13 protein-coding genes are annotated in these 13,596 nt (G+C 63.0%); 10 read left to right on the top strand and 3 right to left on the bottom strand.

Features of this window, described 5'->3' with window-relative positions:
- The first annotated feature begins 31 nt into the window (after positions 1-31).
- From RI103_RS17710 to ptsP, 6 genes are all read left to right on the top strand, one after another.
- Positions 32-1,540, top strand: coding sequence for an ammonium transporter (locus RI103_RS17710; RefSeq protein WP_310813194.1), 1,509 nt, complete (start codon positions 32-34; stop codon positions 1,538-1,540).
- Between the two features lie 236 nt (positions 1,541-1,776).
- On the top strand, positions 1,777-3,066 hold the full coding sequence (gene gshA / locus RI103_RS17705; protein WP_310813193.1) for a glutamate--cysteine ligase: 1,290 nt from the start codon (positions 1,777-1,779) through the stop codon (positions 3,064-3,066).
- 102 nt (positions 3,067-3,168) lie between these two features.
- A complete protein-coding gene (gshB, locus tag RI103_RS17700; RefSeq protein WP_310813192.1) occupies positions 3,169-4,125 on the top strand; it encodes a glutathione synthase in 957 nt (318 codons plus the stop codon).
- A 341-nt stretch (positions 4,126-4,466) separates the two neighbouring features.
- Positions 4,467-4,997 (top strand): PTS mannose transporter subunit IIA, encoded by a 531-nt coding sequence (locus tag RI103_RS17695; RefSeq protein ID WP_310813191.1) that lies wholly within the window; start codon positions 4,467-4,469, stop codon positions 4,995-4,997.
- Between the two features lie 95 nt (positions 4,998-5,092).
- Positions 5,093-5,362, top strand: coding sequence for an HPr family phosphocarrier protein (locus RI103_RS17690; RefSeq protein WP_012431596.1), 270 nt, complete (start codon positions 5,093-5,095; stop codon positions 5,360-5,362).
- A 305-nt stretch (positions 5,363-5,667) separates the two neighbouring features.
- Positions 5,668-7,416: a phosphoenolpyruvate--protein phosphotransferase gene (gene ptsP / locus RI103_RS17685; protein ID WP_310813190.1), complete on the top strand. Its 1,749-nt coding sequence runs from the start codon at positions 5,668-5,670 to the stop codon at positions 7,414-7,416.
- Between the two features lie 82 nt (positions 7,417-7,498).
- Here ptsP and RI103_RS17680 read toward each other — a convergent pair whose 3' ends face one another.
- The 3 genes from RI103_RS17680 to gpmA form a co-directional block, all read right to left on the bottom strand.
- The gene (locus tag RI103_RS17680) at positions 7,499-8,257 is read right to left on the bottom strand and encodes a molybdopterin-synthase adenylyltransferase MoeB (RefSeq protein WP_310813189.1); all 759 of its coding nucleotides are present in this window, start codon (positions 8,255-8,257) and stop codon (positions 7,499-7,501) included.
- Between the two features lie 166 nt (positions 8,258-8,423).
- Positions 8,424-10,004, bottom strand: coding sequence for a S41 family peptidase (locus RI103_RS17675; protein ID WP_310813188.1), 1,581 nt, complete (start codon positions 10,002-10,004; stop codon positions 8,424-8,426).
- Positions 10,005-10,306: 302 nt separating this feature from the next.
- On the bottom strand, positions 10,307-11,053 hold the full coding sequence (gene gpmA / locus RI103_RS17670) for a 2,3-diphosphoglycerate-dependent phosphoglycerate mutase (RefSeq protein WP_310813187.1): 747 nt from the start codon (positions 11,051-11,053) through the stop codon (positions 10,307-10,309).
- 137 nt (positions 11,054-11,190) lie between these two features.
- On the opposite strand from gpmA, the gene RI103_RS17665 reads away from it, so the two are divergent.
- The 4 genes from RI103_RS17665 to RI103_RS17650 all read left to right on the top strand — a co-directional run bounded on the left by RI103_RS17665 (position 11,191) and on the right by RI103_RS17650 (position 13,516).
- Complete coding sequence (locus RI103_RS17665) at positions 11,191-11,616, top strand: rhodanese-like domain-containing protein (RefSeq protein WP_012431601.1); 426 nt, start codon at positions 11,191-11,193, stop codon at positions 11,614-11,616.
- Positions 11,613-11,876 (top strand): glutaredoxin 3, encoded by a 264-nt coding sequence (gene grxC / locus RI103_RS17660; protein ID WP_007179466.1) that lies wholly within the window; start codon positions 11,613-11,615, stop codon positions 11,874-11,876. Before RI103_RS17665 ends, grxC begins: the two co-directional genes overlap by 4 nt.
- 148 nt (positions 11,877-12,024) lie before the next feature.
- Complete coding sequence (gene secB / locus RI103_RS17655; RefSeq protein WP_007179465.1) at positions 12,025-12,495, top strand: protein-export chaperone SecB; 471 nt, start codon at positions 12,025-12,027, stop codon at positions 12,493-12,495.
- 22 nt (positions 12,496-12,517) lie between these two features.
- Positions 12,518-13,516: an NAD(P)H-dependent glycerol-3-phosphate dehydrogenase gene (locus tag RI103_RS17650; protein WP_310813186.1), complete on the top strand. Its 999-nt coding sequence runs from the start codon at positions 12,518-12,520 to the stop codon at positions 13,514-13,516.
- The last annotated feature ends 80 nt before the right edge of the window (positions 13,517-13,596 follow it).

Here is a 13,596-nt window from a genome sequence, read left to right as displayed (position 1 = left end):
CGACACAGATAGCGACAAGAGGAAACGAAAGATGCGCAAATTAATGATGTCCTTGCTGATGGCCGGTTCGCTGCTCGCGGGCGGTATCGGCGCCGCCTTCGCGGACGACGCTTCCGCCCCCGCAGCCGCTTCGGCCGCGGCTCCCGATACGACGGCGAGCGCGCCGGCGCCAGACGCTTCGGCCGCACCCGCTGCCGCCGCGGCTTCGGCACCGGCCGCTGATGCGTCCGCCGCACCGGCTGCCAGCGCGGCCGCCGCCGCACCCGCAGCATCGGACGCTGCGCCGGCCGCCCCGACCGCGCCGTTCTCGGTCGATTCGTCGAAGATCAATTCGGGCGACACCGCCTGGATGCTGACCTCCACCGCGCTCGTGCTGTTCATGACGATCCCGGGTCTGGCGCTGTTCTACGGCGGCATGGTCCGCAAGAAGAGCGTGCTCGCGATCCTGATGCAGAGCTTCGCGATCACCTGCCTCGTGACGATCGTCTGGATCGTGGTGGGCTACAGCATTGCCTTCACACCGGGTGGTTCGTTCATCGGCGGTTTCTCGCGCGTCTTCATGGCGGGCATGACCTACATCAAGGGCGACAAGGCCACCACGCTGACCGTCAGCCATCTGGCCCCGACGATCCCGGAAACGGTCTACTGCGTCTATCAGATGACGTTCGCGATCATCACCCCGGCGCTGATCACGGGTGCGTTTGCCGACCGCATGAAGTTCTCGGCGATGCTGGTGTTCATGACGCTGTGGTCGATCATCGTCTACTCGCCGATCGCGCACATGGTCTGGGAACCGACCGGCTGGCTGGCTAGCGCGGGCATCCTCGACTTCGCGGGCGGCACGGTGGTGCACATCAATGCCGGTATCGCGGCGCTGGTCTGCGCGCTGGTGCTCGGCAAGCGTGTCGGCTACGGCAAGGAAGCGATGGCGCCGCACAACCTGACGCTCACGCTGATCGGTGGCGCCATGCTGTGGGTGGGCTGGTTCGGCTTCAACGCGGGTTCGGCAGTGGCGGCTGACGGCCGTGCCGGTTTCGCGATGTTCGCCACGCAAGTGGCCACCGCTGCAGCGGCACTCGCCTGGATGTTCGCTGAATGGGCCGCCAAGGGTAAGCCGTCGGTGCTCGGCATCGTGTCGGGCGCAGTGGCAGGTCTGGTGGCGATCACGCCGGCTTCGGGCTTCGTCGGTACGCTCGGCGCGCTGGTGATCGGTATCGTCGCAGGCGTGGTCTGCTTCTGGTCGGCAACGTGGCTCAAGCACAAGCTCGGTTACGACGACTCGCTCGACGCGTTCGGCGTGCACTGCATTGGCGGTATCGTGGGTGCGCTGCTGACCGGCGTGTTCGCGGTGAAGGACATCGGCGGTGCGGATGGCAGCGTGATCCTGCAAGCCAAGGGCGTGCTGACGACACTGGTCTACAGCGGCGTGGTGAGCTACATCCTGCTGAAGATCATCGACATGGTGATGGGCCTGCGTGTGACCGAAGAAGAGGAACGCGAAGGTCTGGACGTGACGCTGCACGGCGAACACGTCGAATAAGCAACGCACCGCGAGTCCGCGCTCCCGGGCTCGCCGGATCACGAATAAGCGCAGCGATTTTGGCCCGCCTTCATGGCGGGCTTTTTTCTTGCGGGCTATCTTGTAAACGGTAGTTTTCGCCGCCTATCATGACGATAGCGAGAATGCATTCGCATCCGCTTGCGAATGGAGAAACCGTCCCCAAATGGACAAAGCATTTGCTCTACAATCTTTTTTCTCCAGTCTGCGAGTGATCAATGGTTCCGCACCTAGTTACGGCGTTAAACGGCCCGCTGCTCGATCTTGAGCGGAAGATCCTCGACGCTACTCCCGCTATCGAACGCTGGTTCCGGCTCGAATGGCAGGAGCACACGCCGCCGTTCTACTGCTCCGTCGATTTGCGCAATGCCGGTTTCAAGCTCGCGCCGGTCGACACCAATCTGTTTCCTGGCGCATTCAACAATCTGCCGCAGGAGGTGTTGCCGCTCGCCGTGCAGGCCGCGATGGCCTCGATCGAGAAGATCTGCCCGGACGCGAAAAACCTGCTGGTGATTCCCGAACGCCACACGCGCAACGCGTTTTATCTCGAGAATGTCGCCCGTCTGGCCGCGATCATGCGCCAGGCTGGCTTGAACGTGCGTTTCGGCACGCTCGACGAAAACATCAACGGGCCGGTCACGATCGCGCTCTCCGACGGCCAGAAGCTCGTGCTCGAACCGCTCGAGCGCTCGCAGCGGCGCCTCGGTCTGAAGAATTTCGATCCGTGCTCGATTCTGCTGAATAACGATCTGTCGGGCGGTATCCCGCCCGTGCTCGAAAATCTGCACGAGCAGTATCTGCTGCCGCCGTTGCACGCGGGCTGGGCCGTTCGCCGCAAATCCACGCATTTTTCCTGCTATGACGACGTCGCGAAGAAGTTCGCGAAGATGGTCGAGATCGATCCGTGGATGATCAATCCGTACTTCGCGCACGTTGAAGGCGTCGACTTCCAGGAACGTACTGGCGAACAAGCGCTGACGGACGCGATCGATGGCGTGCTGAAGAAGATCGCCAAGAAGTATCGCGAGTACGGCATTTCCGAAAAACCGTATGTCGTCATCAAGTCGGATGCAGGCACCTATGGCATGGGTGTGATGACCGTGCACGACGCGTCGGAAGTCGCCGCACTCACCAAGCGCGAACGGGCGAAGATGGCTACGACCAAAGACGGCCTCGAAGTGCACGACGTGATCGTGCAGGAAGGCGTGTACACCTTCGAGCGCATCGGCGAAGAAGTGGCCGAGCCGGTCGTCTACATGATCGACCGCTATGTGGTGGGCGGCTTCTACCGCGTGCACGGCAGCCGCGAGCGCGATCAGAATCTGAACGCGCCGGGTATGCACTTCGTGCCGCTCGGCTTCGAGCATACCGCGCTGCCCGACGCGCACGCCAAGCCCGGCGCGGCGCCGCCGAACCGCTTCTATATGTACGGCGTGGTGGCGCGGCTCGGACTGCTGGCTGCATCGGTGGAACTGGAAAAGACCGATCCGGAAGCGATTCAGGTCTAAGCCACCTTGGGTGGTCGATGGCGGCATGCGTGCCGCCATCGCCATTTTCAACGACTATATTTACGATCAATGCCAAGCCCGTCAGGGCGCACCAGGACCTTCATGGACATTCTTTTCATCGCCGATCCGCTCACGCAATTCAAGATCTACAAAGACTCGACCTACGCGATGATGGCCGAAGCGGCGCGCCGCGGTCACGTGGTGTACACGTGCGAGCCGAAGCATCTGGCGTGGACGGGCGGCGACGTCGAGGCGAACGTGCAGCGCTTTGCGATTGTCGGCGACGTCACCGATCTGCATCGCGAAGTCTGGTACGACGCCGAACCGGCCGCGCCGCGCTCGCTCAAGAGCTTTAGCGCCGTGGTGATGCGCAAGGACCCGCCGTTCGACATGGAATATGTCACGTCGACATGGCTGCTCGAAATGGCCGAGCGCGGCGGCGCGCGCATCTTCAACAAACCGCAGGCGATTCGCGACCATTCGGAAAAGCTCGCGATCGGCGAGTTCGCGCAGTTCGTTGCGCCCACGCTGGTCACGCGCGACGCGACCCGTTTGCGTGCCTTTCATGAGGAACACGGCGACGTGATCCTCAAGCCGCTCGACGGCATGGGCGGCATGGGCGTGTTTCGCGTGAAGGCCGACGGCATGAACCTCGGTTCAATCATCGAAATGCTGAGCCACGACGGCGCGCGTTCGGTGATGGCGCAGAAATTCATCCCCGAGATCAAGGAGGGCGACAAGCGTATTTTGCTGATCGGCGGTGAGGCGGTGCCGTATTCGCTCGCGCGTATTCCTCAGGGCAATGAAGTGCGCGGCAATCTCGCGGCCGGCGGTCTCGGCGTGGCGCGTCCGTTGACCGAGCATGACCGCAAGATCGCCGACACGCTGGCGCCGGTGCTCGCCGCACGTGGTTTGCTGCTGGTCGGACTGGACGCGATTGGCGACTGGCTGACCGAAGTGAACGTGACGAGCCCGACGTGTTTCCGCGAGATCATGGATCAAACCGGCTTCGACGTCGCCGCCATGTTCATCGACGCGCTGGAGCGCGCCGCGGGCTGAAGCGCCGCCCGGTGCCGGCCCTTGAATGCCGCCCATGCCCCCCAAACTGTGTAGTAAATCCGCATCGCGCAGCACGCCGGATTTGGCGCGAAAATGAGCCTGATACAATGCCCGCTCCTCCGCGCGAGGCGCAGTCGCTGCACCCGACGGGTGTGACGCGCATGGTTTGCGGACTGTAAGCGAGCAGTGTTTTGCCGGCGCAGGCACGATGCCATGCGCGGCGGGCCGCTCGTCAAACGATGCGTTCCGGCCCTCATGGCCCACGGCCGGCAGAGGGCGCTGACGAACCGGGCATTGGCCCGGTCCACGGTTCGGGGCCGTTCTTTTGCAGTAAGGCTGACATGGCAGGCATTCTGATCATTGCGCACGCTCCGTTCGCCACCGCGTTGCGCGATTGTATTTCGCACATCTATGGTGGCTTGCCGGCTCGCATCGGCGTGATCGACGTATCGCCGGATTGCGATCCCGCGCAGCAGGTTGCGTTTGCGAACTCGGAAATCGAGCGTCTGAAGGAAGAAAACGGCGCGCTCGTCCTCACGGATATGTTCGGCGCCACGCCGGCGAATATCGCCGGACGGCTCGCGTCGCTGCCGAACGTGCGCGTGCTGTGCGGCGTCAACTTGCCGATGCTGGTGCGTGCGGTCTGTTATCGCGCCACGCCGCTCGACACGCTGGTCGACAAGGCACTCGCCGGTGCCACCAAGGGCGTGCATGCGATCGGACCGGCGACCCCGGCGCCTGTCGCGCCCACCGCGGAGTCCGGCGACTGTTTGCCGGCTCTGCCGCCCGATGCGGCGTGCGGTGGCGCGTGCTTGCCCGCCTTGCCGGTCGACGCCGACCTGACGCAGAAAGCCGACTCGGCGGGCTTGTAAGTCGATCGACCGGCTAGTCAGGGTGTCGAACGCATTGCAACCGATTAGCAGTTTCACTTTTCACAACAACACTTACCCGCGCTTCGGACCATCACATGCTGCAACAGGAAACGACTATTGTGAACAAGCTGGGGCTGCACGCGCGTGCGTCGGCCAAGTTGACCCAACTCGCGGGCAACTATCAGGCGGAAATCTGGATGAGCCGCAATGGCCGCCGTATCAACGCCAAGAGCATCATGGGTGTGATGATGCTGGCCGCGGGCATCGGCAGCACGGTGCTGATCGAAACGGAAGGCTCGGACGAAAAAGAAGCGATGGACGCATTGTTGAAACTAATTGCCGATAAATTCGGCGAAGGGCAGTGAGCCAGCGCGTCCAGGTTGCGATCAGCAAGAACGCCGCGGTTGTCCGCGGCGTTTTTTTTAGCGCGTGACAATGGGCAGACGAAACGCGCGCGAGGGCGCGCGCGTCGACATGTACATGCAGGAATCGCGTTGCCGGAAACGCGAAACGGGTGAGGGTGTATCACCACGTCTCCTTTACGGTGATTCGTGCTGCACTGCACACAGCTCTGGCGTACCTGCAAAGGGCGCGGAATTTATAATGGCGACGAGTGTCTGAGAGCATTGCAGCGGTTTGCCGCGGCATCACACAACTAGAGGAGGTGCGCGTGTCCTTCACGCTGCATGGAATTCCCGTGTCACGCGGTATCGCCATCGGGCGGGCTTATCTGATCGCCCCGGCTGCACTTGACGTAGACCACTATCTGATTGAACCCGCCCAGATCGAGAGCGAGATCGAACGCTTTCGCACGGCCCAACAGCACGTGCATTACGAGCTCGAAACGCTGCGTGCCGATCTCGCCGCGGACGCCCCCAGTGAAATGGGCGCGTTCATCAATGTTCATTCAATGATCCTGAACGATGCGATGCTCGTGCAGGAAACCTTCGACCTGATCCGCACGCGCCGCTACAACGTGGAATGGGCCCTGACCGAACAGCTCGAGCGCCTGTCGCGCCATTTCGACGATATCGAAGACGAGTACCTGCGCGAACGCAAAGCCGATATCGAACAGGTGGTGGAGCGCGTGCTGAAGGCGCTTGCCGGTGCGTCGGTGGCGCTGGGCGATAGCGTGCACGGCGCCTGCGACGAGATGATCGTGGTCGCGCACGACATCGCGCCGGCCGACATGATGCAGTTCAAGACGCAGACGTTTCAGGGGTTCGTCACGGACCTCGGCGGCCGCACGTCGCATACGGCGATCGTCGCGCGCAGCCTGGGCATTCCGGCGGCGGTCGGCGTGCAGCACGCGAGCGCGCTGATTCGCCAGGACGATCTGATTATCGTCGACGGCGATCATGGCATTGTGATCGTCGACCCCGCGCCGATCGTGCTGGAAGAGTACTCGTATCGGCAGAGCGAGAAAGCGCTTGAACAACGCAAGCTGCAGCGGCTGAAGTTTTCGCCCACGCAAACGCTGTGCGGCACCCGCATCGAGCTGTGCGCGAACATCGAGTTGCCGGACGACGCGCTCGCCGCGATCGACGCGGGTGCGACGGGCGTCGGCCTGTTCCGCACCGAGTTCCTGTTCATGAATCACAAGGAGCGCTTGCCGGAAGAGGAAGAGCAGTTCGGCGCATACCGTCGCGCGGTGGAGTTGATGAACGGCCTGCCGGTCACCATCCGCACGATCGACGTGGGCGCCGACAAGCCGCTCGATTCAATGAGCGGCGGCGACGGTTACGAAACCGCCGCGAACCCGGCCTTGGGGCTGAGAGCGATTCGCTGGAGCCTTTCCGAGCCGCAGATGTTCCTCACGCAGTTGCGCGCGATTTTGCGAGCGTCGGCGTTCGGCTCGGTGAAAATTCTGATTCCGATGCTTGCGCATGCGCAGGAAATCGACCAGACGCTCGATCTGATTCGCGAAGCCAAGCGTCAACTCGACGACGCCGGTATCGCTTACGATCCGAACGTGCAGGTCGGCGCGATGATCGAGATTCCGGCCGCCGCCATCGCTTTGCCGCTGTTCCTGAAGCGGCTCGATTTTCTGTCGATCGGCACCAACGATCTGATCCAGTACACGCTCGCCATCGATCGCGCGGACAACTCGGTGGCGCATCTGTACGACCCGCTGCATCCGGCGGTGCTGCATCTGATCGCGTTCACGCTGCGCGAAGCGAAGCGGGCGGGCGTGCCGGTCTCGGTGTGCGGTGAGATGGCGGGGGATCCGGCGTTGACGCGGCTGTTGCTCGGCATGGGCCTCACCGAGTTCTCGATGCATCCGAGCCAACTGCTGGTGGTCAAGCAGGAAGTGTTGCGCTCGCATCTGAAGACGCTGGAGAAGCCAGTGGCCGACGTGCTGGCTTCGTTCGAACCGGAGGAAGTGCAGGCTGCGCTCAAGCGCGTGATGCTGGCCTGAATCGTCGTTGGCTTCAGCAGATAAAGAGACGCCGCCCATTGGGCGGCGTCTCTTTTTCAGCGTGCGGTTGAGGAGGCTAGCGTCAGGCGCGGTGCGTTTGCCCGCAGACGGGGCAATCCGGCTGGCGGGCGATGCGCATCGTGGTCCACTCCATCCGCAGCGAATCGAGCATCATCAGGCGGCCGAGCAACGGCGTGCCGATCCCGCCGATCACCTTGAGCGCTTCGGCAGCCTGCATCGAACCGACAATGCCGACCGTCGGCGCGAACACGCCCATGGTCGAACACGCGACTTCCTCGAACGGCTGGTCTTCGGGAAACACGCAGGCATAGCAGGGCGATGCTTCGTCGCGGAAATCGAAGGTGCTGATCTGGCCGTCGAAGCGCAATGCCGCGCCCGACACCAGCGGTACGCCGTGCTTCACGCAGGCGCGGTTGATCGCATGGCGCGTGGCGAAGTTATCGGTGCAATCGAGCACGACGCTCGCTTGCGGCACGTGCGCGTCGAGCCACGCGTCGTCGACGCGCTCGGCCACCGCATTCACCGCGACCTCGGGATTGATCTGCGCGATCGCATCGCGCCCGGACTCCACCTTCTTGCGCCCGACCGATGCGGTCACATGCAGGATCTGCCGCTGCAGATTGGTCAGGTCGACCGTGTCGGCATCGACCAGCGTCAAACGGCCGACGCCGGCCGCCGCCAGATACATCGCGGCGGGCGAACCCAGGCCGCCCGCGCCGACGATGATCGCGTGCGCGTCGATAAAGCGCTGCTGCGCTTCGATACCGATTTCATCGACGAGAATGTGGCGGGAATAGCGAAGGAGTTGATCGTCGTTCATGGCGGGGCGCTTGAATATGTCGCGCGATGAAATGCAGGACCGATGGGCCTGCCGTGCGCGTATTCGATATTTTAATCGCGCCGGGAGCGGGGGTTCTTGCCGGTGTCGGGTATGACCGCGTGTCTTCGCAGCATGTTCCGCTGCGAAGACACGTCAGGTTTGCTGCTTAGTTGCTTTGCGAAGCAGGCGCCGGAGTCGGACCCGATGCACCAGGCACCGGTTGCGTCGGCTTCACCGCGACCGGCGCGGACGCCGACGTGGCCGGTTTGTTCTGCGCGAGACGGCGCTCGGTCAGCGACTTCGATTCCTGCACCGGCTTGCCTTCCAGCTTGTTCAGAGCCTGTTGCAGCATGAAGTCGTCGGTCGAACCGAATTCCACCGGCTTGCGCTCACGATCCTTCTGACGCTGTTCCGGCGTCTTCTTGTCGTTCTGCTCTTCAAGCTGGCGCAACTGGTCCATGCGTTCCTGTTCGCGCTGTTCCGCTTCCTTCTTCTCGTTCGGGTCTTGCGTGTTCGCAAGGTGATTCGAGTAGTCGACTTCGCGGGTCACCAGTGCGTCGTCCGGATCGCCTTCTGCGTATTGGTCGACCGCGATGTCGGGACGGATGCCCTTGTTCTGGATCGAACGGCCGCTCGGCGTGTAGTAGTACGCCGTGGTCAGACGCAGCGCGGTCTCCGCCGTCATGGGGCGCACGGTTTGCACCGAACCCTTGCCGAAGGTCGTCTTGCCGACGATCAACGCGCGATGCTGATCCTGCAGCGCGCCCGCGACGATTTCCGACGCCGACGCGGAGTACGCGTTGGTCAGCACGATCATCGGCACGGTCTTGAAGATCGGCGCTTCGTCCTTCAGCGGATCGCTGTCGAAGGATTGCAGGCGGTAGTTGTCGTAAGTGTCGCGATAGACCTGTTTCGAATCCGGAATCTGGCCGTTGGTGGACACCACAACCGAATTCGGCGGCAGGAACGCGCCGGCCACGCCGACCGCGCTTTGCAGCAGGCCGCCGCCGTTATTGCGCAGGTCGAGCACGAGGCCCTTCAGATTCGGCTGCTGACGCGCGATGTCTTGCAGTTTCGCGGCCAGATCAGGCGTGGTGCGTTCCTGGAAGCTGGTGATCCGCACATAGGCGTAGCCCGGCGCGAGGATCTTCATCTTGACCGACTGGACCTTGATGATCGCGCGCGTCACGGTGAGCGGGAACGTGCGGTCGTCGGTCTTGCGGAAGATGGTGAGCGTGACCTTGGTGCCCGGGTCGCCGCGCATCTGCTTGACCGCCTGGTCGAGCGTCATGCCGCGCACGGGCTTGTCGTTGATACGCGTGATCAGGTCGCCCGGACGGATGCCGGCGCGGAACGCGGGCGTATCTTCGATCGGCGAAATCACCTTGATCAGGCCGTCTTCCGACGAAATTTCGATGCCGAGACCGGCGAAGCGACCCTTGGTCTGCTCCTGCAGTTCCTCGTAATCGGTCTTGTCGAGATACGACGAGTGCGGGTCGAGGCTCGACACCATGCCCTTGATGGCGGCGGTGAGAAGCTTTTTATCGTCGACCGGTTCGACGTACTCGTGCTTGATTTGCCCGAAGACTTCGGCAAAGAGCCTGAGCTGGTCCAGCGGCAGCGGAGCCACAGCGTTCGACGCTGCGCTGGCGGGTTGCTGGGCTGAAGCCGAGAGTTGCAGGGTGGCAAATACGCCGGTAGCAAGGCCCGCGGCAATCAGGCCGATATTTTTCAGGTTCTTTCGCATAGAGTCTGTTGCGGTCGGAAGCGCGTGGCAGCGTCGATAGAGATGGGGACGGACAAGTATAACTGCACACCCGCCAAGTCAGGGCGCGGCGCAGGCAATCGTGATTCGACAGCACTCGCCGGGGCTGGTTCGTGGGATTGCGCGCACAACGGCGAAGTAATGTGCCGTAACCGATTGATGGTGGACAGCAAGGCGCGCTCGAATGAGGCGAGCCGCGCTGACCGGTAGGTCTTGCCGGTCCACGCGGCCCGTGGGCCGCCATTCACCGCATTCTGACGGCAGCATGGCGGCAAGATGGCAGATCAGCCCGCCTTGCCTTGCTTGGCAACGGCGGCTTGTGCCTTGGCGATCGCTTCCTGGTCGCCCAGATAGTAGTGCTTGATGGGCTTCAGGTTCTCGTCGAGCTCATAAACGAGCGGCACGCCGTTCGGAATATTCAGGCCGACGATGTCGTCGTCCGAAATATTGTCCAGGTATTTCACCAGGGCGCGGATCGAGTTGCCGTGCGCGGCGATCACAACCTTGCGGCCCGACTTGATGGCCGGCGCAATCGACTCGTTCCACAGGGGCAGAACGCGCGCGACCGTGTCTTTTAGACATTCGGTGAGCGGCAGCTGCTCGCGCGGCACCTTGGCGTAGCGCGGATCGTCGTAGGGCGCGCGCTCGTCCGTCGGTTCGAGCGCCGGCGGCGGCGTATCGTAGCTGCGGCGCCAGACCAGCACCTGCTCGTCGCCGAACTTGGCGGCCGTTTCCGCCTTGTTCAGACCCGACAGCGCGCCGTAGTGGCGTTCATTCAGACGCCACGAATGCACCACCGGCAGGTACATCAGATCCATCTTGTCCTGCACGTGCCACAAAGTGCGGATCGCGCGCTTGAGCACCGACGTGTAGGCGATGTCGAACGTGTAGCCCGATTCCTTCAGCAGCGCGCCCGCCTGTTGCGCCTCATTGTTGCCCTGTTCGGTGAGGTCGACGTCGACCCAGCCCGTGAAGCGGTTTTCCTTGTTCCACGTCGATTCGCCGTGGCGGATGAGAACGAGTTTGTACATGAGATTGCCGGTCGGTAGTGAGGAAGCCGTCAAGCGCTGCGGGGGTCCTCTGGAGGAGCGCCGCCATCGCGTCAGACGGTTATTTTATAATGCCTGGATTGCCCTTTTCGATTTCTCTCTTTTTCGGCGGATTTTCCGTGAAGTTTTTCACTGATTACACAAACCTTGTACTGATCGCGATCGTCCTCATCTCCGGTGGGTTGCTGCTGTGGCCGACGATCAGCCGGCGCGGCCGTGGCGGCCTGTCGGCCGCTGAAGCCACGCAACTGATCAACCGGCGCAATGCGGCGGTCATCGACCTGCGTCCGTCCGCCGACTACGCCAAAGGGCATTTGCCCGCGGCACGGCACCTTGAATTTGCAGAGTTGCAGGCGAAGGTCGCGCAACTCGTGAAGAACAAGAGCAACCCGGTGCTGCTGGTATGCCAGACCGGCCAGCAGTCGAACAAGGCAGCGCGTATCGTGCAGGATGCGGGATATGCGGAAGTCCACGTTCTCGAAGGCGGTGTCGACGCCTGGCAGAAAGCCGGTATGCCGGTTGTGAAACAAGGAGCAGCCAAGTGAACAAAGTGATCATGTACAGCACCCAGGTGTGCCCGTATTGCCAGATGGCCGAACGTCTTTTAAAGTCGCGCGGCGTCGAGCACGTTGAAAAGGTACTGATCGACAAAGACCCGGCCCGTCGTGAGGAAATGATGACCCGGACCGGTCGCCGCACGGTGCCGCAAGTGTTCATCGGCGAGACGCATGTGGGCGGGTACGATGACCTTTCCGCGCTCGATCGCGCGGGCGGTTTGATGCCGCTGCTCGAAGCAACCGCCTGAATTCGCGCGCCCACGGGCGCATGAAGGCGGGTGAACCATAAGCCGGCGCGGCCTCGCCCCATCAGGGCGGGCGGCGCGCCGCAACGATCTGGCGGCCCATGCTTGCATGGGCCGCCGCCATGCATACCTATCAGGGAATCACTTCATCATGTCCGACGAGAATAACCAGCCGTTCTTCAACATCCAGCGCATCTATTTGAAGGACATGTCGCTCGAGCAGCCGAATTCGCCTGGCATCTTCCTCGAACAGGAAATGCCGTCGGTCGAAGTCGAAGTCGACGTGAAGGCCGAGCGCCTCGCCGACACCGTGTTCGAAATCCTCGTCACGGGCACGGTCACGGCCAAGGTTTCGGACAAGGTGGCATTCCTGATCGAAGCCAAGCAAGCCGGCATTTTCGACATCCGCAACATTCCGGCTGAGCAGATCGACCCGTTGGTCGGCATTGCCTGCCCGACCATCCTGTTCCCGTACCTGCGCTCGAACATCGCCGACGCGATCACCCGCGCCGGTTTCCCGCCGATCCACCTCGCCGAGATCAACTTCCAGGCGCTGTACGAGCAACGCCTCGCGCAGATGGGCGGCCAGGACGGCGCGGCGCAGAACGGCGTCACGCACTAACGTGCCGCAGGCGGTGCCGGCTATGAAGGTTGCTGTCCTCGGCGCCGGCGCATGGGGCACAGCCCTCGCCGGCCATCTGGCCGTCAAGCACGACACGGTGTTGTGGGCGCGCGAGCCCGCGCTCATTGCCGAACTCTCCGCTTCACACGAAAACGCCCGCTATCTGGCGGGCGTTGCTTTGCCGCCGGCGCTTCGCTATGAAGCCGATCTGAACGCAGCGCTCGACCACGCGCTCGCCGACGACGCGTTATGCGTCGTGGCGACGCCCGTCGCCGGACTGCGCGGTCTGTTTCAGGCGATGCGCGACGCAGGCAAAGTGCCCACGCATGTCGTGTGGTTGTGCAAAGGTTTCGAAGCCGATTCGCAACTGATGCCGCATCAGGTGGTAGCAGCCGAATTGCCGGAGCATGGCAGCAATGGCGTGCTGTCCGGTCCGAGCTTCGCGCGCGAAGTCGGGCAGGGTTTGCCGGTCGCGCTGACCATCGCGAGCGCGTCGGCGGCATGTCGCGAGCGCACGGTCGCCGCGTTTCATCATGGCGCCATGCGCATCTATACCGGCGACGACGTCGTCGGCGTGGAGGTGGGCGGCGCGGTGAAAAACGTGCTGGCCATTGCAACGGGCATCGCCGACGGCCTCGGACTCGGTCTCAACGCGCGCGCGGCGCTGATCACGCGCGGCCTCGCTGAAATGTCGCGCCTAGGCGTGACGCTCGGCGGACGGGCGGAAACGTTCACCGGTTTGACCGGCTTGGGCGATCTGATCCTGACCGCGACCGGCGACCTGTCGCGCAATCGCACGGTCGGCGTGCAACTCGCAGCGGGCCGCACGCTCGACGATATTCTCGGCGCCCTCGGTCATGTGGCCGAAGGCGTGCGTTGCGCGCAAGCAGTCCTCGCGATTGCCCGCGCTCATTCAATCGAGATGCCGATCACGCAGGCGGTCTGTGCCGTGCTATTCGACGGCGTGGCTCCGCGCGACGCTGTCAGTGCCCTGTTGCGGCGCGACTCCAAAGCTGAATAAGCCTTGTCTTTCAGCCGTTTAGCGAGCAAAGCGCTGAACGGCTGCCCGCTCTCGCTGTCCACGTTTTTATCGACGCTTCG

Source organism: Paraburkholderia sp. FT54, assembly GCF_031585635.1.
In the GTDB taxonomy this organism is placed as follows: Bacteria; Pseudomonadota; Gammaproteobacteria; order Burkholderiales; family Burkholderiaceae; genus Paraburkholderia.
This window is presented reverse-complemented; position numbering and strand designations above follow the sequence as displayed.

Bases quoted from the DNA above. Each gene is read 5' to 3' on its own strand.
- RI103_RS17710 (WP_310813194.1), top strand. From the start codon at position 32: ATGCGCAAATTAATGATGTCCTTGCTGATGGCCGGTTCGCTGCTCGCG.
- gshA (WP_310813193.1), top strand. From the start codon at position 1,777: ATGGTTCCGCACCTAGTTACGGCGTTAAACGGCCCGCTGCTCGATCTT.
- gshB (WP_310813192.1), top strand. From the start codon at position 3,169: ATGGACATTCTTTTCATCGCCGATCCGCTCACGCAATTCAAGATCTAC.
- RI103_RS17695 (WP_310813191.1), top strand. From the start codon at position 4,467: ATGGCAGGCATTCTGATCATTGCGCACGCTCCGTTCGCCACCGCGTTG.
- RI103_RS17690 (WP_012431596.1), top strand. From the start codon at position 5,093: ATGCTGCAACAGGAAACGACTATTGTGAACAAGCTGGGGCTGCACGCG.
- RI103_RS17680 (WP_310813189.1), bottom strand. From the start codon at position 8,257: ATGAACGACGATCAACTCCTTCGCTATTCCCGCCACATTCTCGTCGAT.
- RI103_RS17675 (WP_310813188.1), bottom strand. From the start codon at position 10,004: ATGCGAAAGAACCTGAAAAATATCGGCCTGATTGCCGCGGGCCTTGCT.
- gpmA (WP_310813187.1), bottom strand. From the start codon at position 11,053: ATGTACAAACTCGTTCTCATCCGCCACGGCGAATCGACGTGGAACAAG.
- secB (WP_007179465.1), top strand. From the start codon at position 12,025: ATGTCCGACGAGAATAACCAGCCGTTCTTCAACATCCAGCGCATCTAT.
- RI103_RS17650 (WP_310813186.1), top strand. From the start codon at position 12,518: ATGAAGGTTGCTGTCCTCGGCGCCGGCGCATGGGGCACAGCCCTCGCC.